The sequence below is a fragment of the Krasilnikoviella flava genome (assembly GCF_900167525.1).
Taxonomy (GTDB): domain Bacteria; phylum Actinomycetota; class Actinomycetes; order Actinomycetales; family Cellulomonadaceae; genus Isoptericola; species Isoptericola flavus.
This window is the reverse complement of record NZ_FUZQ01000002.1, coordinates 334348-359901: the sequence shown is the minus strand read 5'-3', so window position 1 is coordinate 359901 and position 25554 is coordinate 334348. Positions and strand designations below refer to the sequence as shown.

Annotated in this window: 27 protein-coding genes; 18 read left to right on the top strand and 9 right to left on the bottom strand. The window is 74.0% G+C overall.

Annotated features, from left to right (window positions below):
- Window positions 1-74: 74 nt before the first annotated feature.
- Entirely contained in the window at window positions 75-866 is a 792-nt protein-coding gene (locus tag B5Y66_RS06335; RefSeq protein WP_079572566.1) for an exonuclease domain-containing protein, read from the top strand.
- Between the two features lie 85 nt (window positions 867-951).
- Here the strand turns inward: B5Y66_RS06335 and B5Y66_RS06330 are convergent, their stop codons facing one another.
- On the bottom strand, window positions 952-1818 hold the full coding sequence (locus B5Y66_RS06330; protein ID WP_079572564.1) for an AAC(3) family N-acetyltransferase: 867 nt from the start codon (window positions 1816-1818) through the stop codon (window positions 952-954).
- A 60-nt stretch (window positions 1819-1878) separates the two neighbouring features.
- The gene (locus tag B5Y66_RS06325; protein WP_079572562.1) at window positions 1879-2517 is read right to left on the bottom strand and encodes a Rid family hydrolase; all 639 of its coding nucleotides are present in this window, start codon (window positions 2515-2517) and stop codon (window positions 1879-1881) included.
- Between the two features lie 242 nt (window positions 2518-2759).
- Here B5Y66_RS06325 and B5Y66_RS06320 point away from each other — a divergent pair, with 242 nt between their 5' ends.
- Window positions 2760-4385 (top strand): flavin monoamine oxidase family protein, encoded by a 1626-nt coding sequence (locus tag B5Y66_RS06320; RefSeq protein WP_079572560.1) that lies wholly within the window; start codon window positions 2760-2762, stop codon window positions 4383-4385.
- Window positions 4386-4456: 71 nt separating this feature from the next.
- Here the strand turns inward: B5Y66_RS06320 and guaB are convergent, their stop codons facing one another.
- Both guaB and B5Y66_RS06310 read right to left on the bottom strand, forming a co-directional pair.
- The gene (gene guaB, locus B5Y66_RS06315) at window positions 4457-5974 is read right to left on the bottom strand and encodes an IMP dehydrogenase (RefSeq protein WP_079572558.1); all 1518 of its coding nucleotides are present in this window, start codon (window positions 5972-5974) and stop codon (window positions 4457-4459) included.
- A gap of 111 nt (window positions 5975-6085) precedes the next feature.
- Window positions 6086-7207 (bottom strand): MerR family transcriptional regulator, encoded by a 1122-nt coding sequence (locus B5Y66_RS06310; RefSeq protein WP_079572556.1) that lies wholly within the window; start codon window positions 7205-7207, stop codon window positions 6086-6088.
- A 203-nt stretch (window positions 7208-7410) separates the two neighbouring features.
- Between B5Y66_RS06310 and B5Y66_RS06305 the strand changes: the two genes are divergently transcribed.
- A complete protein-coding gene (locus B5Y66_RS06305; protein ID WP_079572554.1) occupies window positions 7411-7701 on the top strand; it encodes a WhiB family transcriptional regulator in 291 nt (96 codons plus the stop codon).
- Window positions 7702-7758: 57 nt separating this feature from the next.
- Here B5Y66_RS06305 and groES read toward each other — a convergent pair whose 3' ends face one another.
- Window positions 7759-8055: a co-chaperone GroES gene (groES, locus tag B5Y66_RS06300; protein ID WP_079572552.1), complete on the bottom strand. Its 297-nt coding sequence runs from the start codon at window positions 8053-8055 to the stop codon at window positions 7759-7761.
- A gap of 204 nt (window positions 8056-8259) precedes the next feature.
- On the opposite strand from groES, the gene B5Y66_RS06295 reads away from it, so the two are divergent.
- The gene (locus B5Y66_RS06295; protein ID WP_079572550.1) at window positions 8260-9483 is read left to right on the top strand and encodes a class I SAM-dependent methyltransferase; all 1224 of its coding nucleotides are present in this window, start codon (window positions 8260-8262) and stop codon (window positions 9481-9483) included.
- A gap of 77 nt (window positions 9484-9560) precedes the next feature.
- Window positions 9561-10721 (top strand): glutamate--cysteine ligase, encoded by a 1161-nt coding sequence (locus tag B5Y66_RS06290; RefSeq protein ID WP_079573258.1) that lies wholly within the window; start codon window positions 9561-9563, stop codon window positions 10719-10721.
- Here the strand turns inward: B5Y66_RS06290 and B5Y66_RS06285 are convergent.
- From B5Y66_RS06285 to tsaD, 3 genes are read right to left on the bottom strand one after another with little or no spacing between them, the layout of a single operon-like run.
- On the bottom strand, window positions 10718-11092 hold the full coding sequence (locus B5Y66_RS06285; protein ID WP_079572548.1) for a hypothetical protein: 375 nt from the start codon (window positions 11090-11092) through the stop codon (window positions 10718-10720). The genes B5Y66_RS06290 and B5Y66_RS06285 overlap by 4 nt on opposite strands.
- On the bottom strand, window positions 11092-12066 hold the full coding sequence (locus B5Y66_RS06280) for a class I SAM-dependent methyltransferase (protein WP_217700738.1): 975 nt from the start codon (window positions 12064-12066) through the stop codon (window positions 11092-11094). Before B5Y66_RS06280 ends, B5Y66_RS06285 begins: the two co-directional genes overlap by 1 nt.
- Window positions 12067-12117: 51 nt before the next feature.
- Window positions 12118-13179 (bottom strand): tRNA (adenosine(37)-N6)-threonylcarbamoyltransferase complex transferase subunit TsaD, encoded by a 1062-nt coding sequence (tsaD, locus tag B5Y66_RS06275; RefSeq protein WP_079572546.1) that lies wholly within the window; start codon window positions 13177-13179, stop codon window positions 12118-12120.
- Window positions 13180-13352: 173 nt separating this feature from the next.
- Here tsaD and urtA point away from each other — a divergent pair, with 173 nt between their 5' ends.
- Genes urtA through B5Y66_RS06215 form a run of 12 tightly spaced genes read left to right on the top strand, consistent with a single transcriptional unit; the run spans window position 13353 to window position 23993 of the window.
- Window positions 13353-14648 carry an urea ABC transporter substrate-binding protein gene (gene urtA / locus B5Y66_RS06270; protein WP_079572544.1) on the top strand — a complete coding sequence of 432 codons (1296 nt, stop codon included), beginning with the start codon at window positions 13353-13355 and terminating at the stop codon, window positions 14646-14648.
- Between the two features lies 1 nt (window position 14649).
- Complete coding sequence (gene urtB / locus B5Y66_RS06265) at window positions 14650-15534, top strand: urea ABC transporter permease subunit UrtB (protein WP_079572542.1); 885 nt, start codon at window positions 14650-14652, stop codon at window positions 15532-15534.
- The gene (urtC, locus tag B5Y66_RS06260) at window positions 15531-16697 is read left to right on the top strand and encodes an urea ABC transporter permease subunit UrtC (protein WP_079572540.1); all 1167 of its coding nucleotides are present in this window, start codon (window positions 15531-15533) and stop codon (window positions 16695-16697) included. The genes urtB and urtC overlap by 4 nt, the downstream gene beginning before the upstream one ends.
- Window positions 16694-17527 carry an urea ABC transporter ATP-binding protein UrtD gene (gene urtD, locus B5Y66_RS06255; protein ID WP_079572538.1) on the top strand — a complete coding sequence of 278 codons (834 nt, stop codon included), beginning with the start codon at window positions 16694-16696 and terminating at the stop codon, window positions 17525-17527. Before urtC ends, urtD begins: the two co-directional genes overlap by 4 nt.
- Window positions 17524-18225: an ATP-binding cassette domain-containing protein gene (locus tag B5Y66_RS06250; RefSeq protein WP_245806961.1), complete on the top strand. Its 702-nt coding sequence runs from the start codon at window positions 17524-17526 to the stop codon at window positions 18223-18225. The genes urtD and B5Y66_RS06250 overlap by 4 nt, the downstream gene beginning before the upstream one ends.
- Before the next feature lie 34 nt (window positions 18226-18259).
- A complete protein-coding gene (locus B5Y66_RS06245) occupies window positions 18260-18562 on the top strand; it encodes an urease subunit gamma (RefSeq protein WP_079572536.1) in 303 nt (100 codons plus the stop codon).
- A 35-nt stretch (window positions 18563-18597) separates the two neighbouring features.
- Entirely contained in the window at window positions 18598-18972 is a 375-nt protein-coding gene (ureB, locus tag B5Y66_RS06240) for an urease subunit beta (protein ID WP_079572534.1), read from the top strand.
- Window positions 18972-20672 (top strand): urease subunit alpha, encoded by a 1701-nt coding sequence (locus tag B5Y66_RS06235; RefSeq protein ID WP_079572532.1) that lies wholly within the window; start codon window positions 18972-18974, stop codon window positions 20670-20672. Before ureB ends, B5Y66_RS06235 begins: the two co-directional genes overlap by 1 nt.
- Window positions 20673-20680: 8 nt before the next feature.
- Window positions 20681-21436 carry an urease accessory protein UreF gene (locus tag B5Y66_RS06230; RefSeq protein ID WP_079572529.1) on the top strand — a complete coding sequence of 252 codons (756 nt, stop codon included), beginning with the start codon at window positions 20681-20683 and terminating at the stop codon, window positions 21434-21436.
- The gene (gene ureG / locus B5Y66_RS06225; RefSeq protein ID WP_245806960.1) at window positions 21429-22229 is read left to right on the top strand and encodes an urease accessory protein UreG; all 801 of its coding nucleotides are present in this window, start codon (window positions 21429-21431) and stop codon (window positions 22227-22229) included. Before B5Y66_RS06230 ends, ureG begins: the two co-directional genes overlap by 8 nt.
- The gene (locus tag B5Y66_RS06220) at window positions 22207-23007 is read left to right on the top strand and encodes an urease accessory protein UreD (RefSeq protein WP_079572524.1); all 801 of its coding nucleotides are present in this window, start codon (window positions 22207-22209) and stop codon (window positions 23005-23007) included. Before ureG ends, B5Y66_RS06220 begins: the two co-directional genes overlap by 23 nt.
- Complete coding sequence (locus tag B5Y66_RS06215; protein WP_079572522.1) at window positions 23004-23993, top strand: HoxN/HupN/NixA family nickel/cobalt transporter; 990 nt, start codon at window positions 23004-23006, stop codon at window positions 23991-23993. Before B5Y66_RS06220 ends, B5Y66_RS06215 begins: the two co-directional genes overlap by 4 nt.
- Here the strand turns inward: B5Y66_RS06215 and B5Y66_RS06210 are convergent.
- A complete protein-coding gene (locus tag B5Y66_RS06210) occupies window positions 23934-24386 on the bottom strand; it encodes a MarR family winged helix-turn-helix transcriptional regulator (RefSeq protein WP_139820759.1) in 453 nt (150 codons plus the stop codon). The two genes, B5Y66_RS06215 and B5Y66_RS06210, sit on opposite strands and share 60 nt — an antisense overlap.
- An 86-nt stretch (window positions 24387-24472) precedes the next feature.
- Here B5Y66_RS06210 and B5Y66_RS06205 point away from each other — a divergent pair, with 86 nt between their 5' ends.
- Window positions 24473-25528 (top strand): substrate-binding domain-containing protein, encoded by a 1056-nt coding sequence (locus B5Y66_RS06205; protein ID WP_079572520.1) that lies wholly within the window; start codon window positions 24473-24475, stop codon window positions 25526-25528.
- The last annotated feature ends 26 nt before the right edge of the window (window positions 25529-25554 follow it).

Sequence of the window (25554 nt, the reverse complement as noted above, 5' to 3'; positions counted from 1 at the left end):
GGCGACGGACGGGACGGCCGTTGGCGTGTCGTTGGCCGGTGGCATGTCGGTGGCCGGTGGCACAGTCCGCTGGCATGACGACGTACGCGGAGCACCACGCACCGGGGGCCTCGCCCGGCACGGGCTGGTCGCGCGGGCCGCTGCTCGGCTTCGACACCGAGACCACCGGGCTCGACGTCGCGGTCGACCGCATCGTGACCGCAGCGCTCGTGCTGCGCAGCCCGGACGGCACCCGCTCCGTGCGCACCTGGCTCCTCGACCCGGGCGTCGCGATCCCCGCCGAGGCCACCGCCATCCACGGCATCTCGACCGCCGAGGCCCGCGCGCACGGTCAGGACGCGGTCGGGGGGCTCGAGGAGATCGCCGCGATCCTCGTGCACCACGTGCGCGACGGCGTGCCGCTCGTCGCATACAACGCGTCGTTCGACCTCTCCCTCCTGGACCGCGAGCTCGCGCGTCACGGGCTGCCGACCGTGCCCGAGCGGCTCGGCCGGCCCGTCGCCCCGGTGCTCGACCCCCTCGTCCTCGACCGGTGGCTCGACCGGGCCCGCGAGGGCAAGCGCCGCCTCGGCGACCTGGTCGCCCTGTACGGCATCGAGGGCGACGGCGAGCTCCACCAGGCGGACGTCGACGTCCTCGCGACGCTCGACGTCCTGGACGCCCAGCTCGTCGCGCACCCCCACCTGCGCGGCGCCGCGCTCGACGCGCTGCACGCCGCGCAGGCGGGCGCGCACCGGGCGTGGGCGGAGCGGGTCAACGCCGAGCGCGCCGCGAGCGCCGACGGCCGCCCGCCGACGTCGACGTCCTGGCCGTCGACGTCGGGTCGGGTCGCGACGTCTCCGCGCGGGACGGGCTACGGCGGGTAGCCGCGCGGCACCACGGGCAGCCGGGCCTCGGCGCACAGGCGCCCGACGACGAGCACCCGCCCTCGCGCCGGGAGACGCCGGCCGGTCACGCTCCCGGCCGGGGCTCCGCCCCGCGCCAGGCGGCCGCGCACCGGCAGCCAGGGTCGTCGCACAGCAGCGCCCGAGGGTCGGCGGCGATCGCGGCGCGGGTCACGGCGAGCACCTCGGCCACGCCGACCCGGCGCAGCCGCGCGCGGCCGACCCGGACCTCGCGGGTGGACGGCCACAGGGCGGGCTCCAGGCCGTCGAAGCGATGGCTCTCCCCGGGCAGGTCGGCGAGCTCGGCCCACGCACGGGGGCCGACCTTCGCGTAGCGGAAGTACCTGGCACGGCCGAGGTGCTGCTCCGCGACGTGGATCGCGGTGTTCGCGGTGTGCCCCACCCCGACCAGGAGCACGTCGCCGCCCGCGTCCCCGACGGCCTCGACGGGCGCGAGCGGCCGGTCGAGGGTCTGGCCCCCGACGATCTCGGCGGCCCGCTCCCCCGTCGCGACGAACCCCTTGAGCGGGTGCGCGGTGCGGTGGTGCGGGTGGCCGCGGCGCAGCGCCTCCGGGACCGCACCCATCTCGCGGTCGACCGGTAGGTCCGGCGCGAAGACGGCGGCGCGGTCGACGGCCTCGTCGAGCTCGGCCCAGGTCGCGGCGTTCCAGTAGGCGTTCCACGGGCGCTCGAGCCCCGGCGGGGCGGGGACGCCGGTCTGGTCCCACGTGTCCGCAGGCACCACGACGGTGCCGCACACCTCGACCAGCGCCCGCGCGACCGCCGCCGCGCCGCCGTCGACGTGCCCGAACGCGCGCATCGAGGTGTGCGCCAGCACAGTCGACGTGCGACCCAGCCCGAGCTGACGCAGCCCGGCCGCGACGTCGTCCGCCGTGACGGCGACGTCGCCGCGACCCACTTCCGCCTCGTCCATGGGGGTCAGCCCAGCACGCCCGCCCCCGGGCCGTCACGCAGTTTCGCGCGCCCGACCGGCCTACCGGTCGTACACCGCGTCGACCTCGACCTCGACGAGCCACCCGTCCACGGGCAGGTTCTCGATCTCCAGGGCGAAGCGCGAGGGCCGGGCCTCGTTGACGACCATGGGGTCCGTCGTCCGCGACCCGAGCTGGACGTCGAGCGTCTCACCGGTGGCGAGGTTCGTGTTGGCGAAGAACTGCCGGTACGCGCGGTTCCAGCCGGCGAAGTCCATCGCCTCCTCGCCGTCCGGGTTCTGCAGGAACACGCGCATGGAGACGACGTCGTCGTAGGAGAGGCCGGCCCGCTCGAGGTTCTCCCCGATGCGCATCAGCGCGTTGATCCCTTGGGCTTCGGTGATCGTCACCCCGTCGGGCAGCTCGCCGCCGGGGAAGACGTCGGTGGGGACGTACCGCTCCTCGGCGGTCGCGCCGGGGGCCCGGTTCAGGGCGGAGGGGCCCAGCCCCGACGACTTGTACCAGGCGACGTTCTTGCCGAGGGCCACCCCGTCGGCGATGGACGGGGTGTCACCCGTGACGAAGGAGTGCGCCTCGGTGGGCCTCGGCTCGAAGAGCCGGCCTCCCGCGACGGCGGTGGCGGGCACGGCGACGGCGGTCGTGAGGGCGACGGCGAGGACGACCTTGGTGGTGTTCTTCATGCCCGGAACGTAGGCGGGCACCGTTTCGGACGGATGACGGGCGGGGGTCGGTCGCGAGTCCGTGACCTGCGACGACATGCCTGAAACGCATCCGTTACCGGCGGCGACGGCGCGGTAACACCCCCGACGCCGGGCCGTGACGCGGCTCTTCTACCGTCGGGCGCGGTGCTGACGGCGGCGCCCGGCATCCAGGTCCGCTCGCGTCCGTCCGTCAGACCTTTCGACACGAGAGGTAGTGCCACATGGTCACTGACACGGTCTCCGACGGGCACCGGTCCGGCGTCTCCCGCCGCAACTTCCTCCAGGCCGTCGGCGTGGGTTCCAGCGCCGGCGTCATGTTCGCCACGATGGGGGCGATGGGGCTCGCCCCGACGGCCGCGGCACAGCCCACCGCCGCCGCCTGGACCCCGCCCCGCGGCGGGGACTTCACGCTGACGGGCCGCTCGGCGAAGAAGGTGGTGGTCGTCGGCGCCGGCCCGGCGGGGCTCGCGTCGGCGTACGAGCTGCAGAAGGCGGGATACCGGGTCACGGTGCTCGAGGCACGGCACCGGCCCGGCGGGCGCACCCTGACGATCCGCGGCGGCGACTCCGAGACCGACATCGACGGCGTCACCCAGACGGCGCGGTTCGACGACGGCGTCTACATGAACGCCGGCGCCGGCCGCATCGCGCAGTGGATGGTCACGATGGATTACCTGCGCGAGCTGGGCGTGCCGTACGAGGTCTTCACCAACGCGAACGCCGACGCCTATCTCTACAACGAGAAGAGCGGCGCCACCCCCGGCAACCCGGTGCGGTACCGCACCGCCAAGGCGGACGTCTTCGGCTACACCTCCGAGCTGCTGCAGCACGCCACCGACCAGGGCGCGCTCGACCAGAGGCTCACCGCCGAGGACAAGGAGAACCTGCGGTCGTTCCTGCGCAGCTGGGGCTCGCTCCAGGCCGACGGCACCTACGCGGGCGGCGACAACCGCGGGTTCGCGAGCTACCCGTCGGCGTGGAACGAGCACGGCACCCCGCTGCCCGGACCCGGCACGGTGTCGGAGGTGCTCGCCTCGAAGGTGGGGCAGTACTTCCCGTTCGAGATCAACTGGGAGCAGTCGATGCTCATGTTCCAGCCCAAGGGCGGCATGGACACGACCTACCAGTACTTCGTGCGCGCCATCGGCAAGCAGAACGTGCACTTCGGCTCCCCGGTCACCGCGGTGGAGAACACCAGCAACGGCGTGCGGGTCACCTACACGCCCGGCCACGGGCGGCCCCGGCAGATCGAGGCGGACTTCGCCGTCGTCAGCGCCCCCGCGGGCCTGATGCGCCGGTGGGAGACCAACTGGGGCCCCGCCGTCGACGCCGCGCTCGGCGAGTTCTCCGTGGGCTCACCCGCGGGCAAGATCGGCCTGCAGTACGGGTCCCGCTGGTGGGAGGACGACCACCGCATCTACGGCGGCATCACCGAGACGGACATGGACCTGGCGCACGTCTGGTACCCGTCGTACGGGTACGGGGAGCGCAAGGGCCTGGTGGTGGGGTACTACAACACGGGAGCCAACGCCCGCGCCTACGCGGACCTGACTCCCCGCCAGCGGGAGCGGCGCGCCGTCGAGCAGGGCGTGAAGATCCACGGCGAGAAGTACCGCACCGAGCTCGAGTCGTCGTTCTCCATCGCCTGGCACAAGGTGCCCTACATCGAGGGGGCGTGGGCCTACCCGAACACGGCGTCGTCGGGCTTCAAGCTGCTGCAGCAGGGCGCCGGGCGCGTCTACTTCGCGGGCGACTGGATGTCCGAGGTCTCTGCCTGGCAGCACGGCGCGTTCTGGTCCGCCCGGTACGCCGTCCAGGCCCTGCACGCCCGCGTCATGGCGAGCTGACCCGGCGCACCGGGCCGCGTCGGTCGAGCCTGTCGGGATCGGGGTCCCTGACAGGCTCGACCGACGTCCCGTCAGAAGCCGGTGTAGTTCGGCGCCTCGACCGTCATCTGCACGTCGTGCGGGTGGCTCTCCTTGAGCGACGCGGACGTGATCCGCACGAACCGACCCTTGGCCTGGAGCTCCGGGATGGTGCTGGCGCCGACGTAGAACATCGACTGGTGCAGCCCGCCCACGAGCTGGTGGGCGACGGTGTGCAGGGTGCCCTTGTACGGGACCTGCCCCTCGATGCCCTCCGGCACGATCATGTCGTCGCTGGCGACCTCGGCCTGGAAGTAGCGGTCCTTCGAGTAGGACTTCTTGCCCCGCGAGGACATGGCGCCCATCGAGCCCATGCCGCGGTACGCCTTGTACTGCTTGCCGTGGACGAGGATCGTCTCGCCCGGCGCCTCCTCGGTGCCGGCCAGCATCGAGCCGAGCATGACCGCCTCCGCGCCGGCCACGATCGCCTTGCCGATCTCGCCCGAGTGGCGCATGCCGCCGTCGGCGATGACCGGGATCCCGGCCTCGCGGGCCGCCAGCGACGCCTCGTACACGGCGGTGATCTGCGGGACGCCGACGCCGGTCACGATGCGGGTGGTGCAGATCGAACCCGGGCCCACGCCCACCTTGATGCCGTCCGCGCCCGCGTCGACGAAGGACTGCGCGCCCTCCTTCGTCGCGACGTTGCCGCCGATCACCTGCACGTGGCGGGTGGCCGGGTCCGTCTTGAGCTTGCGGACCATGTCGACGAGCATGCGGACGTTGCCGTGCGCGGTGTCCGCGACCAGCACGTCGACCCCGGCGTCGACGAGCGTCGTCGCGCGCTCCCAGGCGTCGCCGAAGTACCCGATCGCCGCGCCGACGAGCAGGCGGCCCTGGCCGTCCTTCGAGGCGTTCGGGAACTGCTCCGACTTCACGAAGTCCTTGACGGTGATGAGGCCCGCGAGGCGACCCTCGTCGTCGACCAGCGGCAGACGCTCCAGCTTGTGCTTGCGCAGCAGCAGCGTGGCGTCCTCGCGCGAGATCCCGGCGGGGCCGGTGATCAGCGGGGCGGGCGTCATGACCTCGGAGACCTTGGTGGTGCCCCACTCGGCGACCGGGGTGAAGCGCAGGTCGCGGTTGGTGACGATGCCGGTGAGGTGACCGGCCGCGTCGACCACCGGGAACCCGGAGATGCGGTACTCCCCCGCCCGCTTGTCGAGCTCCTCGAGGGTGACGTCCGCCCCGATCGTCACCGGGTTGGAGATGATGCCGGTCTGCGTCCGCTTGACCAGGTCCACCTGGTACGCCTGGTCCTCGATGGACAGGTTGCGGTGCAGCACGCCGATGCCGCCCTGACGGGCCATCGCGATCGCCATCCGCGACTCGGTGACGGTGTCCATCGCGGCCGAGACCAGCGGCACGCGCAGGGAGATCTCCCGGGTGAGGCGCGAGGTGGTGTCGATGTCCGACGGGGCGAGGTCGGAGTACCCCGGCAGCAGCAGGACGTCGTCGTAGGTGAGGCCGAGGAATCCGAACGGGTCGTGCGCGGGCGAGGTCGAGTCCGTCATGACAGGAGTCTACGTTCTGGGAGGCGCCGTTATTCCGCTCCGGCCGGGCACCGGCGCCGGCCCGTGGCGGACCTCACGTCGCCTGCGCACGTCATGGCTTCAGGTCACGACTCAGGTCACGACGGCGAGCGCCTCGTGCAGCATCGCGGTGAACGACCGCACCCTCTGGACGGTCGCGGCCAGGGGCAGCTCGCTCGCGGCGTCGTCCCGTCGCAGGCTGACGATGACCGGCAGCTCAGCGAACCCGTCGTGCACCGCGTGGATGAGGTCCAGGTCGGGCCGGCGCTGCGCGGTGGCGAGGACGAGCGCCGCCGGCCGCACCATCGTCACCAGCTCGAGCGAGCGGTGCGTGCTCGCCGGGCCGGTCACGATGCGCGCCGTCGCACCCTTCGCGGTGAGCGCGGCCGCGAGGGCGTGCGCGGACAGCGGCACCACCTCGTCGGGCGCGGCGAAGATGAGCACGATCTTGCGCATCCGGCTGGGGTGGTTCGCGGGCGGGGCGCCGCCGGCGACCATCGCCCGCTCGAACGCCTCGGTGAAGTCGCGCAGGGCGCGCAGCGCCGCGGTCGCCAGCACGACCTCCGGCACCGCGCCCGGTCCCGCGAGCACGGTGCGCTGGGCGACGCGCTGCCAGGCGGGCTCGGCGATCTCGGTCCACCAGACGGCCGGGTCGCCCTGCGCCGGGATGGCAAGGAGGTCGTCGCACGTGGCCTGGTCGTAGGCGATGGCGGCGTCGACCACCGCCGACACCCGCCCGGAAGCGCTCCCACCGGCCACATGACTGGGAGCCCCGGAGGACCCTTCACCCCCGCCCGGCAGGGCCCGCAGGTGGCCGCGGCCGGCGCGCGGCGCCTCGCTGTCGGCCGGCGCGGCGCGCTCGGCCTCGGGTGCGGCGTCGTCACCGTCGGCCGGTTCCGGCCCCGGGGCGGCGGCCTCCTCGGTGGCCTCCTCGAGCTCCTCGACGCCCGCGTCGAGCGCGGCCTTGGCCGCGTCGACGGGCGCGACGCCCTCGAGGGTGAGCCGGCGCATCACGAGCAGCCGCGCCACGTCCTCGGGCGTGTATCGGCGGTGCGATCCCGCAGTGCGGGCGGACGGGCCGAGTCCGTAGCGGCGGTCCCACGTGCGCAGGGTCGCCGGGGCCACCCCCAGGCGCCTGGCGACCGCCGCGACGGCGAGGCCCGGGCTCGACGCGCGAGACCCGCCCCCGTGAGGGGCGGGTCGGGAAGAGGTCATGGCGTCGATTCTGCCGAGAGGACGGGAGGGTCGCCACTGCTCCCCCGGGCGCGCCGTCGTATCTGTCGTCAGCGCAGGTCAAAGCAGTTCAACGGGAGCCCGAACCGATTCATCCCTCAGGCAAAAGTTGAACAGTGAATCATCGAACCTCGTCACAAATCCGACCCTTGAACAACTTCTGCACAACTTGTAGGTTGTTCGCCATGACGGAGATCTCGAGGCTTCCCGGTCCGGTGATGGAGCTGTGGGAGTGGCAGTACCAGGGCTCCTGCCGCGACGAGGACGACACGCTGTTCTTCCACCCCGAGGGTGAGCGCGGTTCCACCCGGCGACGGCGGGCCGAGGCGGCCAAGGCGATCTGCCACTCGTGCCCCGTGATGCTGCAGTGCCGGGAGCAGTCCCTCCGGGTCCGCGAGCCCTACGGGGTGTGGGGCGGGCTCAGCGAGGACGAGCGCTCCGCGATCCTCGCCGGCGGGGCCCGCAAGACCGGCTGACACGCACGAAGGCCCCGCACCGACGACGGTGCGAGGCCTTCTGTGTGACGGACGTCGTCAGGCGACGACGACCGCGAGGATGTCGCGGGCGGACAGGACCAGGTAGTCCTCGCCGGCGTACTTGACCTCGGTGCCGCCGTACTTGCTGTAGATGACCTTGTCACCGACCTTCACGTCGACGGGGACACGGTTGCCCTTGTCGTCGAAGCGACCCTCGCCCACGGCCAGGACCTCGCCCTCCTGGGGCTTCTCCTTGGCGGTGTCCGGGATGACCAGGCCGGAAGCGGTCGTGGTCTCGGCCTCGATGGCCTTGACGACGATCCGGTCCTCGAGCGGCTTGATGGGGACCGACACGTCGGACCTCCTTGATTCGCGGTGCGTGGATGGACTTGCAGATTGACCAGGTCGCGTCCGAGGGCTGGCCGTCGTCGCGGGTGCCGGTAACAGCCTGCGGTCGCTGACGACAAATCTAGGCAGGCGTTAGCACTCTGACAAGTCGAGTGCCAGAAGTTCGCCGAGGGCGTCACTCCGGAGACCCTCGCCTGAGACGATGGCCCGATGGACCCCTCCTCCGTGAGCAAGCTGCTGAGCCCGGACGGGTGGGCCCTGCTCAACTCGCTCCCGCCCTACGACGAGAAGCAGGCCATGGCCCTGTCGACCCGGCTGCGCGCCGCCGGCGTCGACCCCGATCTCGCGGCGGCCGCACTCACCCAGTCGAGGCTGCGGGCCAAGGCCCGCACCAAGCTCGGCGACTTCGCCGACGGGATGCTGTTCACGCCCGACGGCGTGGAGCAGGCCACGCGGCTCGTCGTCGCCGCGCTGCACGCCCGGCGCTACCTCGCCGCCGGCGTCACCAAGGTCGCGGACCTCACCAGCGGGATCGGCGCCGACGCGCTCGCCTTCGCCGGGGTGGGGCTGCGCGTGCTCGCCACCGACGTCGACGAGATCACCGCCGCGATGGCCACCGTCAACCTGCGGCACTTCCCCGAGGCGGAGGTGCGGCACGCCGACGGGCTCGCGCTCGACCTCGCCGCCGAGGGGGTGGACGGCGTCTACGCGGACCCGGCACGCCGCACGCGCGGCGGCAGGCGGGTCTTCGACCCGGCCGCCTACGCCCCGCCGCTGGACGCCGTCTGGTCACTGCGGTCCCAGGTCCCCGCGCTCGGCATCAAGGTCGGGCCCGGCATCCCCCACCAGGGGCTGCCCGAGGAGGCGGAGACCCAGTGGGTCTCCGTGGACGGCGACGTCGTCGAGGCGGGCCTGTGGTTCGGGCCACTCGCCCCCGACGGCCCCGGCCGGTCCGCGCTGGTGCTCGCGACCTCGGGCGGCGCGACGACGTCGCGCGAGCTGCGCGCGGACGGGGCCGGCGCGGATCTCGTCCCCGACGTGGGGGCCGTCGGCGCCTACCTGTACGAGCCGGACGGCGCCGTCATCCGGGCCGGGCTCGTGGCGCACGCCGCCGCCGAGCTCGGCGGGCGCCTGCTCGACCGCACCATCGCCTACGTCACGACCGACCAGCCCGCCGCTCCCCCGGCCGAGGGAAGGGCGCCGGTGGCCACGGGGTACCGCGTGCTCGACGTCATGCCGTTCAACCTCAAGCGGCTCAAGACGTACCTGCGCGAGCGCGGCGTCGGGCGCCTGACGATCAAGAAGCGCGGCACCGCCGTGACGCCCGAGCAGCTGCGCGCCCAGCTCGCGCCGAAGGGCGACGCCGAGGCCACGCTGGTGCTCACGCGGGTCGGCGGCGCGCAGCACGTGCTCGTGGTCGAGCCGCTGCGCTGATCCCGCGGTCGGGCACGCGGCGAGACGCCGCCGGACCGGCGCGCGTGCCGGCGTCCCCCCGTGGAAGCATGGCCCGCATGGTGCTGGAATTCGCCGCCTCCGAGCGGTCGAGCGTCGGGCTCGAGTGGGAGCTCGCGCTGGTCGACGCCGACTCGGGCAACCTGCGGCAGGTGGCGCCCGCCGTCATCGAGGCGGTGGCCGACGACGTGCGGCACCGCTATGTGAAGCCGGAGTTCCTGCGGAACACGGTCGAGGTGATCAGCGACGTGCGGCGCACCGTGCCCGAGGCCATCGGGGACCTCGAGCGCGGCATCGCCGCCATCCACGACGCCACCGGTCCGATGCGGGTGGACCTCATGGGCGCCGGCACCCACCCGTTCGCGCACTGGTCCCAGCAGAAGGTGACCGACAAGAAGCGGTACGCCACCGTCGTCGACCGGGCTCAGGTGGTCGGGCGCCAGCAGATCGTCTACGGGGTGCACGCCCACGTGGGCATCGAGGACCGCGCCAAGGTGCTGCCCATCGTCAACTCCCTGCTGGTGTACCTGCCGTACCTGCAGGTGCTCTCGGCGTCGTCGCCGTTCTTCGGCGGCGACGACACCGGCTACGCCTCGATGCGCACCATGATCTTCCAGCAGCTGCCCACCGCCGGGCTGCCCTACCAGTTCGGCGCCTGGTCGGAGCTGGAGCGGTACGTGGACGACATGCTGCACACCGGGGTCATCGACGACTTCACCGAGGTCCGGTGGGACATCCGGCCCGCCCCGCACTTCGGCACGGTCGAGGTGCGCATCTGCGACGGCACGTCGAACACCTTCGAGCTGGCGGCGCTCGCCGCGCTGGTGCACTGCCTCGTCGAGCACCTGTCGACCCAGCTGGACGAGGGTCGCCGGCTGCCCACCATGCCGGCGTGGTTCGTGCACGAGAACAAGTGGCGCGCGGCGCGGTACGGCACGGACGCGATCATCATCCTCGACGACGCCGGCGAGGAGGAGCTCGTCACCGACGCCCTGCCGCGCCTGCTCACGACCCTCGAGCCCGTCGCGGAGCGCCTCGGCTGCGCCGCCGAGCTCGACGGCGTGCGGGAGATCGTGCGACGAGGTGCGTCCTACCAGCGGCAGCGGGAGGTCGCCCGGACGCACGGCGGCGGGCCGGCCGCCCTGGAGGCGGTGGTCGCGTCGCTCGTCGCCGAGCTGCACGCGGGGCGTCCGCTGCCCACGGCCGCACAGGTCTCCTAGAAGACGAGCCCGCCCGGGTCGGGGAACTGATCGTGACGACCGCTCTCGCCGACCTCGAACAGCTCGAGGTAGCTCGGCCGGTCGTCGTCGACGAAGAGCAGGACGATCGTCGTCCCGTGCTCCGCCGCGAGGACGACGCGGCTCCCCGTGCCCCGGGCCGGGCCGTCGAGGTCTCCCAGGTCGATGCTCGGACACTGCCCGCACCCACAGCGGCCGTACACCAGACCGGCGTCCGCGCGCTGACGCCACCGGGCGCGCCGCTGAGGCGCCACCGCCGCGTCGTCGTCGGGGCGGCCGTGCTCGACCATCGCGACGAGCGTCGCTCGCTCGCGTGCGGTGAGCGGGCGCGGGTACGCCGAGGGGCCAGACATCAGGGACCTTCCTCCCGCCGCTCCTTCTCGAAGGCCCACACGATGAGCGTGGCCGTGCGGGCGTACGCCGCGTGGCTCGCCGCGGCGACCCACGGCATCATCTCCCAGATGTTCGGCGGCCTCGTGGGGTCCTCGAACGCCAGGTCCGCGGCGGGGTCGAACGCGCCGGTCCCGGTGTCCGCGGCGGCGGTGTACTCCCGGGCGTCGTCGACGTCGTCCGCGCCACCCCCGGCGTACTCGCGGCAGAACCGCGGCGCCAGCCCCACGGGCAGCGCCGCCTGCAGGTACTCGCTGGTCTCGTGCCGCCAGTTCGGGATGTACCCGAACTCGCCGTCCGCCCCCTCGACGAGCGGGTACAGCGGAGAGCCGACGAAGTAGCCGCGGGTGTCGGAGACGACGAGCCGCCCGCCTGGGCGCAGCACGCGCGCGAGCTCGGCGAACACCGGCCCGAGATCCCGCACGTGGCACAGGGCGAGCGTGACGAGGACCAGGTCGGCGGAGGCGTCGGGCACCGGCAGGTCGTGCAGGTCCGCCTCGGCGAACCGCGCGCCCGGCACCTTGGCGCGGGCGATCTCGAGCATGTCCTCGGAGGTGTCGAACGCGAGCACGTCGTGCCCCTGCTCGACGAGCCACCCCGTGTGCCGGCCCGTGCCGCACGCGGCGTCGATCGCGACGCCGCGGGGCAGCCCCTCCATCAGCGGGCGGACGAGCGGCTCCTCCATGCCCCAGAACCCGTTCGGACCGTCGTAGCGGGGCGCCCAGTGCCGGTAGCCGTCGCGGCTGGTGATCGGCGGGACGTCGTGCCCGGGGCCGAGGCGATCGGCGGCGTCGAGCAGCGCGCGCACGTCGGCCAGCCGCGCCTCGACGAACGCGCGGTCGTGCTCGCCGGCGAAGGCGCGCATCAGTGCGACGCCCTCGAGGCCGACGAGGTAGGCGAGCGGGTGCTGGTAGATGGTCGGGCGCGGCGTCGTCACGCCTGGCACGCTAGCTAGGCCCGCGCGCGCCGCCCAGCGATTTCCCGTCCGTCAGACGGTGATGGTCGCCATCGGCATCGACGAGTCGACCGGGAAGTCCAGGTCGGACGGCGCCGCCCCGGCGCGCACGACGGCGGACCCGAGCGCCGCGATCATCGCCCCGTTGTCGGTGCAGTAGCGGATCGGGGGGATGCGCAGGTCGATCCCCGCCTCGGCGCACCGCGTGGCCGCCAGCTCGCGCAGCTGGCTGTTGGCGGAGAACCCGCCGCCGACGACGAGGGTGGCGACGTCGTGCCGACGGCAGGCCGCGATCGTCTTGGCGGTGAGCACGTCGGCGACGGCGGCGGCGAACGACGCGGCGACGTCGGCCGCCGGCACCTCGCGCCCGGCGTCGACGCAGGCCTCGATCCAGCGCGCGACCGCGGTCTTGAGCCCGGAGAAGGAGAAGTCGTAGGCGTGCTTGGCCTGATCCTTGGCGGCGGTGAGGCCTCGCGGGAAGCGGATGGCCTCCGGGTCGCCCCCGCGGGCGAGCCGGTCGACGTGCGGTCCGCCCGGGTACGGCAGGCCCAGCAGCCGGCCCACCTTGTCGAAGGCCTCCCCCGCAGCGTCGTCGAGGGTCGAACCGAGCTCGGTGACGCTCGTCGCGACGTCGTCCACGAGCATGAGCGAGCTGTGCCCGCCCGAGACGACCAGCGCCATCGTGCGGCCGGAGAACGGGCCGTCCACGAGCTGGTTCACCGCGGCGTGACCGATGACGTGGTTGACGCCGTACAGCGGCTTGTTCAGGCCGATCGCGAGCGCCTTGGCGGCGGAGGCCCCGATCGTCAGCGGCCCGACGAGGCCGGGACCGGCGGTGACCGCGATCGCGTCGACCTCCGACAGGTCGACGTCGGCCTCGCCCAGCGCCCGCCGGATCGTCGGCACCATCGCCTCCAGGTGGGCGCGGCTCGCGACCTCGGGGATGATCCCGCCGTACCGCGCGTGCTCGTCCATCGAGCTGGCGACGGCGTCGAACAGGAGCTCGTCGCCGCGCACGAGCGCGACGCCCGTCTCGTCGCAGGAGGTCTCGATCCCGAGGACGAGGGGATCGCCGCCGGTGTGCCCGTGTGCCATGGCTCCATGATCGCATCGTGGCCCGGAGCAGCCGTAACACGATGGTGACGCCGAACTCACGACCGCGACATGTGGGCGTACTTGGGTTCATCTGAACCTAGTCGGCTCCGGGCCGAGCGGGTTCGCCTGAACCTCATCGGGCCCTCGCGGGCCACGGCCACGAACGGAGCACCATGCGTCCTCGCAGCAGCACGGGCACCACGGGCACCACGCGCACCGCCACCATCACCCGACCTGTCGTCGCCTCGCTCGCCGTCCTCGCGGTCGCGGTCCTCACCGCGTGCGGGGCCAAGGTCGACGCGGCCGGCGGCGGCGCGTCGTCCTCGGCGGCCGCGGGCTGCGTCGACACCTCGGGGGACGCGGTCAAGGTCGGCTTCCTCAACTCGCTCTCGGGCACGATGGCGATCTCCGAGCAGACCGTGCACGACTCGCTGCAGCTCGCCGCGGACGAGATCAACGCCGACGGCGGGGTGCTCGGCAAGCAGCTCGAGATCGTCTCCGAGGACGGGCAGTCGGAGCCCACCGTCTTCGCGGAGAAGGCGTCCAAGCTCATCACCAGCGACTGCGTCGCGGCCGTCTTCGGCGGGTGGACGTCGGCCTCGCGCAAGGCGATGCTGCCGGTCTTCGAGGCGAACGACTCGCTGCTGTTCTACCCGGTGCAGTACGAGGGCCTCGAGTCGTCGGAGAACATCTTCTACACGGGCGCCACGACCAACCAGCAGATCGTGCCCGCGTTGGACTACCTCGCCGAGCAGGGTGCCAAGTCCCTGTTCCTGGTCGGCTCCGACTACGTCTTCCCGCGCACGGCGAACAAGATCATCAACGCCTACGCCGCGGCCCACGACATCGAGATCGTCGGGGAGGAGTACGCGCCGCTCGGCCACACGGACTTCTCGACCATCGTCAACAAGGTCAAGGCGGCCGACGCCGACGCCGTGTTCAACACCCTGAACGGCGACTCCAACGTCGCATTCTTCAAGGAGTACAACAACGCCGGGCTCTCGGCCGACGACATGCCCGTCGTCTCCGTCTCGATCGCGGAGGAGGAGGTCGGCGGCATCGGCGTCGACAACATCGAGGGGCAGCTCACCGCCTGGAACTACTACCAGACGGTCGACAGCCCGGAGAACGACGCGTTCGTGAAGGCGTTCAAGGCCGAGTACGGCGAGGACCGACCGACGTCCGACCCGATGGAGGCCGCCTACACGTCGCTCTACCTGTGGAGGGCGATGGTCGAGAAGGCGGAGTCCTTCGACGTCGCGGACGTGCAGGAGGCCGCCGACGGCGTCACCTTCGACGCGCCGGAGGGCACCGTCGTCGTGGACGGCGACAACCACCACGTCGCCAAGACGGCCCTCATCGGGCGGATCGGCGACGACGGCCTCATCCACACCGAGTGGAGCTCGCAGGAGCCGATCGAGCCCGACCCGTTCCTCGAGGGCTACGACTGGGCCGAGGACCTGTCCTGACATGGAGACCCTCCTCTCCCAGCTCTTCGCGGGCCTGAGCCTCGGCTCGGTGCTGCTCCTCGCGGCCCTGGGCCTCGCCCTGACGTTCGGTCAGATGGGCGTGATCAACATGGCCCACGGTGAGTTCATGATGGCCGGCGCCTACACGGCGTTCGTGATCCAGGGTCTCCTCGGCGACCCCGGCGCGAGCCTGCTCGTGTCGCTGCCCCTCGGTTTCCTGGTGGGCGGGGCGCTCGGGCTGCTGCTCGAGGCGACGCTGATCCACCGCATGTACCGACGTCCGCTCGACACGCTGCTCGTCACGTGGGGCGTCGCGCTGGTGCTGCAGCAGGTGGCGCGCGACGTGTTCGGCGCCCCCAACGTCGACGTGGCCGCGCCCGGCTGGCTCTCCGGCGCGGTCACGGTCGGCGGGCTCGCCCTGCCGAAGACACGGCTGTTCATCCTGGCGCTGGCCGTGGTGTGCATCGTCGCCCTGGCCCTCGTCCTGCGGGCCACCCCGCTGGGGCGGCGGATCCGGGCCGTCGTGCAGCACCGGGACCTGGCCGAGGCGTCGGGCATCTCGTCGCGGGCCACGGACCGCCTGACGTTCTTCATCGGCTCCGGGCTCGCAGGCGTGGCGGGCGTCGCGCTCACCCTGCTCGGGTCCGTCGGCCCGACGCTCGGCACCAGCTACATCGTCGACGCGTTCCTCGTGGTCGTCGCCGGCGGCATCGGGCAGATCAAGGGCACCGTCATCGCGGCGACCGCGCTCGGCCTGCTGCAGTCGTTCTTCGAGTTCTCCACCACGGCGTCCGTCGCGAAGGTGCTCGTCTTCGTCGTCATCGTCGCCTTCCTGCAGGTACGACCCCAGGGCCTGGTCTCGGTCCGGACGAGGAGCCTCGCATGACGGGCCGCACGAGCACCCTCACCGCACGACTGGCCGTGCTCGCCCGCCCGGGGCGGGCGCGCGCCCTGGCAGGGTTCGGCCTCGCCGCCGTCCTCCTCATGGCCGTCGCCCCGGTGCTGCTCAGCCCGTTCCGGCTCGGCCTGCTGGGCAAGTTCCTGTGCCTGGCGATGGTCGCCGTCGGGATCGGTCTCGCGTGGGGCCGGGGCGGCCTGCTCACCCTCGGCCAGGGGGTCTACTTCGGCCTGGGCGCGTACCTCATGGCGATGCACCTCAAGCTCGCCGACGCCGGCCCCGGCGGCGTGCCCGACTTCATGCTGCTCTACGGCACGGGCGAGGTGCCGGGCTGGTGGGAGCCGCTGCGCTCGCCCGTCGTGGCGCTCGCCCTGGTGGTGCTGGTGCCCGCCGCGCTCGCCGCCGTGCTGGGGTGGGCGGTCTTCACGCGGCGGGTGCGCGGCGCGTACTTCGCGATCCTGTCGCAGGCGCTCGCCGCCGCGTTCGCCATCCTCCTGATCGGTCAGCAGCAGACGACGGGCGGCACCAACGGGCTCAACGGGTTCCGGTCGTTCTTCGGCTACGACCTCGCCGACCCCGTCAACCAGCGGATGCTCTACCTGATCGCCGCCGGGGTGCTGATCGTCATGGTGGTCGTGGCCCGCCAGCTCATGGTGTCGCGCTTCGGCGAGGTGCTCGTCGCGGTGCGCGACCAGGAGGACCGCGTGCGGTTCCTCGGCTACGATCCGGCCGCCGTCAAGACGGCCGTGTACGTGGTCGCGGCCGTGATGGCCGCCGTGGGCGGAGCGCTGTTCGTGCCCATCGTCGGGATCATCTCCCCTGCCGACGTCGGCGTGGTGCCGTCCATCGGCTTCCTCGTCGGCGTCGCGATCGGCGGCCGGGCGACCCTCCTCGGCCCCGTGCTCGGGTCGGTCGCCGTGAGCTGGGCCCAGACCACGATGTCCGAGCAGTTCCCGTCCGGCTGGATCTACCTCCAGGGCGCCCTGTTCATCCTCGTCGTCGCGTTCCTGCCCGGCGGCCTCGCGTCGCTCCGGACGACGCTGCGCCGGCGCCGCCGGCCCGCGCGCGAGGAGGAGCCGGGCGCCCCGGCCCCCGTCTCGTCGGACGGCCCCCCGGCCGCCGACCTCCTCCCCGAAGGGAGCCGCGCATGACCACCCCCGAGATCGACCTGGCGGCCGCCGACGCGCTGCTGGGCGACGACACCGCCCGGTTCCGCCACGACTACCTCGAGGTGCGCGGCCTGCGGGTGGAGTTCGGCGGCTTCGTCGCCGTCCGCGACGTCGACCTCACGGTCACCCAGGGCGACCTGCGGTTCCTCATCGGGCCGAACGGCGCGGGCAAGACGACGCTCATCGACGCCGTCACCGGGCTGGTGCGGGCCGCGGCGGGCTCGGCCCGGTTCGGCGGCACCGAGCTGCTGGGACGCGCCACCCACCGCGTCGCGCGCGCCGGCGTGGGCCGCACGTTCCAGACGGCGAGCGTCTTCGAGGAGCTCACCGTGCTGCAGAACCTCGACATCGCCGCCGGCGCCCGCCGCGGCCCCGCCACGATGCTGCGCCGGCGCCGGGCCACGCCCGACGCCGTCGAGCAGGCGATGGAGACCGTCGGCCTCACCGCGCTGCGCGACGTGCCGGCCGGCGTCCTGGCGCACGGCCAGAAGCAGTGGCTCGAGATCGGCATGCTGCTGGTGCAGGACGCCCATCTGCTGCTCCTGGACGAGCCCGTCGCGGGCATGACCCAGGCCGAGCGCGAGGAGACCGGCGAGCTGCTGCGCCGGGTGGGATCCCAGCGCGTCGTCGTGGTCGTCGAGCACGACATGGAGTTTCTTCGCTCCTACGCCGACTCGGTGACCGTGATGCACCAGGGCCGCGTCCTCGCCGAGGGGACCGTCGCCGAGGTGCAGCAGGACCCGGCCGTCGTCGAGGTGTACCTCGGCGCGCCCGCCGGCGAACCGGCCACCGCGACGGAGGGACCCGCATGATGCTCGAGCTGAGCGGCGTGAGCACGGGGTACGGCCGCACGACCGTGGTGCACGACGTCGATCTCGCCGTCACCGAGGGCACGCTCACCGCGGTCCTGGGACACAACGGTGCGGGCAAGACGACGCTCCTCAAGGCCGTCCTCGGCCTGCTGCCGGCGCGCAGCGGGACCGTGCGGCTCGCGGGCGAGGACATCACCCGCCGGCCCACGCACCGCCGCGTCCGCGCGGGGATCGCCTACGTGCCGCAGGGCCAGCAGTCGTTCGGCCAGCTCACCGCGCGCGAGAACCTGCAGGTGGTCGCCGACGCCCATGGCGCCGCCGGCCGTCGCCGCACCGACGAGGCCCTGGACCTCTTCCCCGCGCTGCGCGAGCTGCTCGGCCGCCCGGCGGGACTGCTCTCCGGCGGCCAGCGCCAGCAGCTCGCGATCGCCCGGGCGCTCGTCACCGGGCCGCGCCTGCTCGTGCTCGACGAGCCGGCCGAGGGCATCCAGCCGAACGTCGTGAGCGAGATCTACGGGGCGATCACCGCCCTGACGACCGCGGGCGGGCTGTCGGCGCTGCTGGTCGAGCAGCACCTCGGCTACGCCGTCGAGCACGCGGCCGAGTACGCCGTGCTCGCCTCCGGACGGGTGTCGCACCGCGGGACCGGCGGCGGGGCCGCCGCCGTCGCCGGCGCACGGGAGGCGATGGCCCTGTGACCCTCCCCGTCCCCCGCCGAACCGAGGAGTCCCCGTGCACCTGACCCCCGCCGACACCGAGAAGCTGCTGCTCGCCGTCGCGGGCATGGTGGCGCGCGACCGCCTCGCGCGCGGCGTGCGGCTCAACCATCCCGAGTCCGTGGCGCTGCTGTCGTGCTGGGTGATCGAACGGGCCCGCGAGGGCTCCGACGTCGCGACCCTCATGCGCACCGGCCGCGACGTGCTGTCGCGCGAGCAGGTGATGGCCGGCGTGCCGGAGCTGCTCACCGACGTCCAGGTCGAGGCCACGTTCCCCGACGGACGCAAGCTCGTCACCCTCCACCACCCGATCCCCTGACCGTTCCACCGATCACGACCCGACAGGAGGGAACCGTGTCCGCACACCCGTCCACCGGCCCCGGCGCGACCCGCGTCGCCCCCGGCCGGATCGAGCTCAACCCGCGCCCCGCGCACGAGCGCCTGCGCCTCGTCGTGGAGAACACCGGCGACCGGCCGGTGCAGGTGGGCTCGCACGTCCACCTGCCCGACGCCAACGCCGCGCTCCGCTTCGATCGCGTCACGGCGCACGGCTTCCGGCTCGACGTGCCGTCGGGCACGTCGCAGCGGTTCGAGCCCGGCGTGAGCCGGGAGGTCGACGCCGTGACGATCCGCGGCGCCAGGCGCGTGCCGGGCATCCAGCGAGGCAAGACCGACGGGGGCGCGCTCGGCGCCGTCCGCCCGGAGCCGCACGAGGAGCAGGAGGACTGATGGTCTGGATCGACCGCGAGCGCTACGCCGCCCTATACGGGCCCACCGTCGGCGACCAGGTGCGCCTCGGGGACACCGACCTGTGGATCGAGGTCACCGAGGACCGGTGCGTCGGCGGCGAGGAGGCCGTCTTCGGCGGCGGCAAGTCCATCCGGGAGTCGATGGCGCAGTCCACGCGGACCCGTGCCGAGGGCGCGCTCGACACCGTGATCACCGGCGCCGTCGTCCTCGACTGGTGGGGCGTCGTGCGGGCCGACGTCGGGCTGCGCGACGGCCGGATCGTCGCGCTCGGCCGCGCCGGGAACCCGGACGTCGCGGACGGCGTGCACCCCGACCTCGTCATCGGCCCGTCCACGGACGTGATCTCCGGCGAGGGCCGGATCCTCACCGCGGGCGGGTTCGACCCGCACGTGCACCTGCTGTCGCCGTCCGCGCTGCACGAGGCGCTGGCCACCGGCATCACGACCGTCGCCGGGGGCGGCACCGGACCGTCGGACGGTTCCAAGGCGACGACGGTGACGGGCGCCTGGCACCTGCGGTCCGTGCTGCGCGCCCTGGACCACCTGCCCCTCAACGTGCTGCTGCTGGGCAAGGGGAACACCGTGAGCGCCGCGGCCCTCGAGGAGCAGGCGCTCGCCGGGGCGGCGGGCTACAAGGTGCACGAGGACTGGGGCTCCACCCCCGCCGCCCTGGACGCCGCGCTGCGGGCCGCCGACGAGTGGGGCCTCCAGGTCGCCCTGCACTCGGACTCGCTCAACGAGGCCGGCTTCGTGCAGTCCACGATCGACGCGATCGACGGGCGCGGCATCCACGCCTACCACGTGGAGGGCGCGGGCGGCGGGCACGCCCCCGACATCCTCACCATCGCGAGCCTGCCGCACGTGCTGCCCGGGTCGACCAACCCGACCCTCCCCCACACCGTGAACACGGTGGCGGAGCACCTCGACATGCTCATGGTCTGCCACCACCTCAACCCGGCCGTGCCCGAGGACCTGGCGTTCGCCGAGTCGCGCATCCGCGCCACGACGATCGCCGCCGAGGACGTGCTGCACGACCTGGGCGCCATCTCCATCACGTCGTCCGACGCGCAGGCGATGGGCCGCATCGGCGAGGTGATCACCCGCACGTGGCAGGTGGCGCACGTGATGAAGCACCGCCGCGGCCCCCTGTCGTCCGCCGAGCCCGCCGACAACGAGCGCGCCCGCCGGTACGTCGCGAAGTACACGATCAACCCCGCAGTCGCGCACGGCGTCGACGCGCACATCGGCTCGGTCGAGCCGGGCAAGATGGCCGACCTCGTGCTGTGGGACCCGCGGTTCTTCGGGTTCCGCCCCGAGCTCGTGATCAAGGGCGGCGTCATCGCGTGGGCGGCGCTCGGCGACCCGAACGCGTCGATCCCCACCCCGCAGCCGGTGCTGCAGCGGCCCGCCTTCGGCGACGCCGTCGGCGCGGACCTGTCGCTCGCGTTCGTGGCGCCCGCGGCAGTCGAGGACGGGCTGGCGGGCCGCCTGGGCCTGCGCCGCGAGCTGGCCGCCATCACGTCCACTCGCGGCCTCACCAAGGCGGACATGCGCAACAACGACGCCCTGCCGGACATCGACATCCGCCCCGACACGTTCGAGATCCGCGTGGACGGCGACCTGGTGGAGCCCGCGCCCGCCGTCCGGCTGCCCCTCGCCCAGCTCTACTCGATGTTCTAGGCCCGCCCATGACGTTCCTCGCCCCGCACCCCGCGACGGTCGCGCTGCTGCTCGCCGACGCGCGCCTGCCCGGCGGCGGGCACGCCCACTCCGCGAGTCTCGAGCCGGCGCTGCGCGGCGGGATGGCTCCCGCCGACGTGCCCGCGTGGATGGTCGGGCGGGCGACGACGGTGAGCCTCGTGGAGGCCGGCACGGCGGTGGTCACCGCACGGCTGCTCGCCGGCGCCGGGCCCGTGACGGCCGCGGACGCCGGCGGGCCCGACGACCGGGTCGACGGGGTGGTGCGGGCCTGGGCGGCGCGGACGCCGTCCCCGGCGCTGCGCGAGGCCTCGCGCCTGCTGGGGCGCGGGTACCTGCGCGTCGCGCGCACGCTGTGGCCGGGCAGCGCGGCGGTCCGTGTCGTCGCCCGGCACGACGCGGCCGCCCGTCGTGCGCCCGGCGCCCCGCACGGCACCGGCACGCCACCGCGCGCCGTCGTGCTCGGCGCGATCTGCGCGGCGGCCGGGATGCCGCCCGCGGACGTGGTCCGCCTGACCGTCTACGACGACGCCCAGACCGCGGCGTCGGCCCTGCTCAAGCTCGAGCCGCTGGACCCCCTCGCCCCGGCGCGGTGGGTCCTCGACGCGTGCGCCGCGGCGGAGGAGCACGTGCTCCGCGTCGCGGCGTGCGCCACCCCGGAGGACATCCCGGCCTCCGGTGCCCCGTTGACTGAGGGCTGGGCCGAGGCCCACGCCCACGAGACCCAGAGGTTGTTCCGTGCCTGAGACCACTCCCCCCGTGACCACCCAGGACGACGCCCGTCCCGCCCGCGCCCTGCGCCTCGGCGTCGCCGGCCCCGTCGGCGTCGGCAAGTCCTCCCTGATCGCGACCGTGTGCCGCGCGCTGGCCGACGAGCTGCGGATCGGCGTCATCACCAACGACATCTACACCGACGAGGACGCCCGCTTCCTGCGCTCCGCGGGAGTGCTGGACCCGGAGAGGATCCGCGCCGTCGAGACCGGCGCCTGCCCGCACACCGCCATCCGCGACGACGTCACCGCGAACCTGCTCGCCGCGGAGGACCTCGAGCAGGACTTCGCCCCGCTCGACCTGGTGATCATCGAGTCCGGCGGGGACAACCTCACCGCCACCTTCTCCCCCGCCCTCGTCGACGCGCAGATCTTCGTGCTCGACGTCGCGGGCGGCGGGGACGTCGCGCGCAAGGGCGGCCCGGGCATCGGCCGGGCCGACCTCCTCGTCGTGAACAAGACGGACCTGGCGCCGTACGTCGGCGTCGACGTGGAGCAGATGGTCGCCGACGCGTCCGCCGCCCGCGAGGGCCGCGCCGTCGTCGCGCTGTCGCGCACCGACGAGGCCTCCGTCGCGGCGCTGCGGGCATGGCTGCTCAGCGTGCTCGAGCGGTTCCGGGAGGGCGTGCACGTCGCGCAGGACCCCGGCCCGATGGCGCCGCACTTCCACGCCGACGAGGAGGGCGGCGTGCTGCACAGCCACGGCGACGGCGACTCGGACCATGAGCACCCGCACGAGCACGCGCATGAGCACGCCCCCGCGCACTGACGTGCGGCTCACGTCCGTCGAGGTCGACCGGGGCACGGTGCCGGGCGCGCCCGTGCGCGTCCGCACGCGGGACGACCTGCTCGCCGTGCGGACCGTCGCACGCGGCGCCGAGCACGCCGAGGTGGCGCTGGTCGCCACCGGCGCGGTGCTGCTCGGCGGCGACCACGTGGCGGTCCGCGTGCACGTCGCCGACGGGTGCGCGCTCACCCTGACCGACGTCGGCGGCACGGTCGCCTACGACGGCGACGGCGCGTCGTGCCGGTGGGACGTCGAGGTGCGTCTCGGCGCCGGCGCCCGGCTCGCCTGGGCGGGTCTGCCGTTCGTGGTGTCCACCGGCGCGGACGTGACCCGGTCCACGGACGCCGTCCTCGGCGCCGGGGCGCGGCTGCTGCTGCGCGAGACGGTGGTGCTGGGCCGCGACGGCGAGCGGGGCGGCCGTGTGGTGCTGCGCTCCACCGTCCACGACGACCGCGGGCCCCTGCTCGTCGAGGAGGTCGTCGCCGCGGGCGAACGGCCGGTGCCCGGCGTGCTCGGCGGGCGGCGCGTGATCGACACGGTCACGGACCTGCGCGGCGCGCCCGACGACGCCCCCGCCCCGCCCGGGCCGCTACCCGGCACCGACGGCGCCGTGACCCTTCGCCTGGAGCGCGGGGGCACGCTGACCCGGTGGCTCGGCGCCTCCGCTCATCTCAGCCCGCTGCACCGGTCTCACAGGTGGCGGGACCACCCGCCCGGAACCGGTCCCGCACCGGCCGCCCCCTGTCTGGAGAGCGCATGACCCGCACCGTCCTCGTCGTCGCCGCCCTGCACGTCGCGGGGATCGGCGGTCTCGCCGCCACCCTCGCGCTCGACGGCGGGGCCGGCGCGATCACCCTCGTCATGGCCCTCACCGCGTACGGGCTCGGCCTGCGGCACGCGTTCGACGCCGACCACATCGCCACGATCGACAACACCACCCGGCGGCTCGTGCGCGAGGGCCGCGACGCGCGCGGCGTGGGCCTGTGGTTCTCGCTCGGCCACTCGACGGTGGTCGTGGGGGCCGCGCTGCTCCTCGCCGTCGGCGTGCAGGCGCTCGCCCCCGCGCTCGAGGACGAGTCGTCGCCCTGGCGCCGGTTCACCGGCGTGTGGGGGCCGGTCGTGTCGGGCACGTTCCTGCTGGCCATCGCCGTGGTGAACGTGCTCATGCTGCGGCGCACGCTGCGGGCGTCGCGGGACGGTGGCTCCCACGCCCACGGTCACCCCGACCATGCGCCGGCAGGCGGTCCGGTCTCGTGGGCCCTGCGCCGGTTCTCGTGGGCCACCGACCGTCCGGGGCGGATGTACGGCGTGGGGCTGGTGTTCGGTCTGGGCTTCGACACCGCCACGGAGATCGGTCTGCTCGCGATGACGGCGTCGGCCGCCCTCGGCCAGGTGCCCTGGTACGCGCCGCTGCCCCTGGCGGTCCTGTTCGCCGCCGGGATGTCGCTGCTCGACTCGGTGCAGGGCTCGGCCGCCCGCCGCGCGTACGCCCGGGCGGGGACCGGTGCCGCCGGGCGAGGGCGCCTCCGCTACGACGTGCTCGTCACCGGCGTGTCCGCGGCGGCCGCGGTGGGGATCGGCGGCGTGACGCTGGTGCAGGTGGCGGCCGAGCACGTGCCCGCGCTCGCCCGGGTGCCGGGCGCCTCGGTCAGCCTCGAGCCCTACGGCCTCGTGCTCGCCGGGGTGCTACTGGTCGCGTGGGTGGTCGGCCTGCTCGTGCTGCGCCAGCCGCGCGTCGAGGCCTGACAGCACGTCCCGGCCCCGGGACGACAGGTGGACGCGGACGACGCGCCGGTCGAAGGCGTCCACCTCGCGGTACACCAGGGCACGGGTCACGAGGGCGTCCACGCGGCGGCCGAGCGTCGCCTTGTCGGTGACCGTCGCCGCGCGCAGCTCGGACATCATGCTCCCCGGGAGGCCCCGCAGCGCGTCCAGCACCAGCCACTCGTCCACGGTGCACCCGGCGTGCGCGAGGACGTCGGCGGCCCGGCGCGCGGCGCGCCGTCCGGCGAGCACGGAGTCGCGCAGGTCGGCGGGGCGGTCGGGCCGGGGAATCGTGCGAGGGCCGGTGCGGGCGTCGGCGGGCAGGGCCGTGCCGGTCTCCGTCGAGGTGCGCCTGGCGCCTGCTGCCGTCCGCATGCTGACCCGCCTTCCGTGGTGCTCGTACACTACCGGCCATCACAGGCCGGGGCCCGGGACACGGCCCCTCGCGCGGACGGGACGTCATGTCGGACTTCGTCGTCGGCGTCCTGCTGCACTTCCAGGGGCCGGGCGGGATCTACGGCCCCTCGTGCCAGGCCGTCACGGAGCTCGCGGTCGCTGAGCTCAACGCCACGGGCGGCATCCTCGGGCGCCCCGTGCGCGCCGAGCTGCTGGACGCCGGGCAGCCGACGCCGCAGCTGCGCCACAGGCTCGGCGCGGCGCTGGACGCGGGGCGGCTCCACGGGCTCACCGGGTGGCACACGTCGGCGGTGCGGCACGCCGTCGTGCCGCTGGTGCAGCGGCGCGTCCCGTACGTGTACCCCGCGGCGTACGAGGGCGCGGAGACCCGGCCCGGCCTCTACGTCACCGGCGAGGTCCCGTCGGCCCAGCTCTTCCCCGCGATCGAGCGGTTGCGGACCGCGGCGGGCGCGCGCCGGTGGTTCGTCGTCGGGGACGACTACGCCTGGCCGCGCGGCACCTACGCGGCGCTGGCGCCGCAGCTCGCCGGCCTCGGCGCCGGGTTCGCGGGCGCGCGCTTCCTCCCGGAGCGCGGGGCGAGCGACGCACAGCTCGCGGCGACGCTCGACGAGGTGGAGCGCTCGGGCGCCGAGGGCGTGCTGCTGCTGATGGTGGGGCAGAACGGGGTGCGGTTCAACCGTCTGTTCGCCCGGCGCGGCCTGCACGAACGGGTGGTGCGCCTCAGCACGCTCATGGAGGAGAACATGCTCATGGGCAGCGGGGCCGGCGCCACCGCGAACCTGTACTCGACCGGGGGCTGGTTCCGCAGCCTCGCGACCGCCGAGGCCCTCGACCTCGTGGGCCGCTACACCGCGCACCACGGGCTGCACGCGCCGGCGATCGGTGCGGCGGCGGAGGCCTGCTACGAGGGGATCCTCGCGCTGCGGACGATCGTCGAGCGGGCGGGCAGCGCCGCGGTCGCCGCGACCGACCGCTCCGTCGACGGGCTCTCCTACGAGGGGCCGCGGGGCCACGTCCGCTTCCGCGGGAACCATGCGGAGCAGCGCCTGTACCTCGCGCGCGCCGACGGGTTCGACTTCGAGCCGCTCGCGACCCTCTGAGCGCGCGTCGTCCCCGGCGGCGAGGG

Coding starts and splice junctions, on each gene's coding strand:
- B5Y66_RS06335 (WP_079572566.1), top strand. CDS start 75: ATGACGACGTACGCGGAGCACCACGCACCGGGGGCCTCGCCCGGCACG.
- B5Y66_RS06330 (WP_079572564.1), bottom strand. CDS start 1,818: ATGGACGAGGCGGAAGTGGGTCGCGGCGACGTCGCCGTCACGGCGGAC.
- B5Y66_RS06325 (WP_079572562.1), bottom strand. CDS start 2,517: ATGAAGAACACCACCAAGGTCGTCCTCGCCGTCGCCCTCACGACCGCC.
- B5Y66_RS06320 (WP_079572560.1), top strand. CDS start 2,760: ATGGTCACTGACACGGTCTCCGACGGGCACCGGTCCGGCGTCTCCCGC.
- guaB (WP_079572558.1), bottom strand. CDS start 5,974: ATGACGGACTCGACCTCGCCCGCGCACGACCCGTTCGGATTCCTCGGC.
- B5Y66_RS06310 (WP_079572556.1), bottom strand. CDS start 7,207: ATGACCTCTTCCCGACCCGCCCCTCACGGGGGCGGGTCTCGCGCGTCG.
- B5Y66_RS06305 (WP_079572554.1), top strand. CDS start 7,411: ATGACGGAGATCTCGAGGCTTCCCGGTCCGGTGATGGAGCTGTGGGAG.
- B5Y66_RS06295 (WP_079572550.1), top strand. CDS start 8,260: ATGGACCCCTCCTCCGTGAGCAAGCTGCTGAGCCCGGACGGGTGGGCC.
- B5Y66_RS06290 (WP_079573258.1), top strand. CDS start 9,561: ATGGTGCTGGAATTCGCCGCCTCCGAGCGGTCGAGCGTCGGGCTCGAG.
- B5Y66_RS06285 (WP_079572548.1), bottom strand. CDS start 11,092: ATGTCTGGCCCCTCGGCGTACCCGCGCCCGCTCACCGCACGCGAGCGA.
- tsaD (WP_079572546.1), bottom strand. CDS start 13,179: ATGGCACACGGGCACACCGGCGGCGATCCCCTCGTCCTCGGGATCGAG.
- urtA (WP_079572544.1), top strand. CDS start 13,353: ATGCGTCCTCGCAGCAGCACGGGCACCACGGGCACCACGCGCACCGCC.
- urtB (WP_079572542.1), top strand. CDS start 14,650: ATGGAGACCCTCCTCTCCCAGCTCTTCGCGGGCCTGAGCCTCGGCTCG.
- urtC (WP_079572540.1), top strand. CDS start 15,531: ATGACGGGCCGCACGAGCACCCTCACCGCACGACTGGCCGTGCTCGCC.
- urtD (WP_079572538.1), top strand. CDS start 16,694: ATGACCACCCCCGAGATCGACCTGGCGGCCGCCGACGCGCTGCTGGGC.
- B5Y66_RS06250 (WP_245806961.1), top strand. CDS start 17,524: ATGATGCTCGAGCTGAGCGGCGTGAGCACGGGGTACGGCCGCACGACC.
- B5Y66_RS06235 (WP_079572532.1), top strand. CDS start 18,972: ATGGTCTGGATCGACCGCGAGCGCTACGCCGCCCTATACGGGCCCACC.
- B5Y66_RS06230 (WP_079572529.1), top strand. CDS start 20,681: ATGACGTTCCTCGCCCCGCACCCCGCGACGGTCGCGCTGCTGCTCGCC.
- B5Y66_RS06220 (WP_079572524.1), top strand. CDS start 22,207: ATGAGCACGCCCCCGCGCACTGACGTGCGGCTCACGTCCGTCGAGGTC.
- B5Y66_RS06215 (WP_079572522.1), top strand. CDS start 23,004: ATGACCCGCACCGTCCTCGTCGTCGCCGCCCTGCACGTCGCGGGGATC.
- B5Y66_RS06210 (WP_139820759.1), bottom strand. CDS start 24,386: ATGCGGACGGCAGCAGGCGCCAGGCGCACCTCGACGGAGACCGGCACG.
- B5Y66_RS06205 (WP_079572520.1), top strand. CDS start 24,473: ATGTCGGACTTCGTCGTCGGCGTCCTGCTGCACTTCCAGGGGCCGGGC.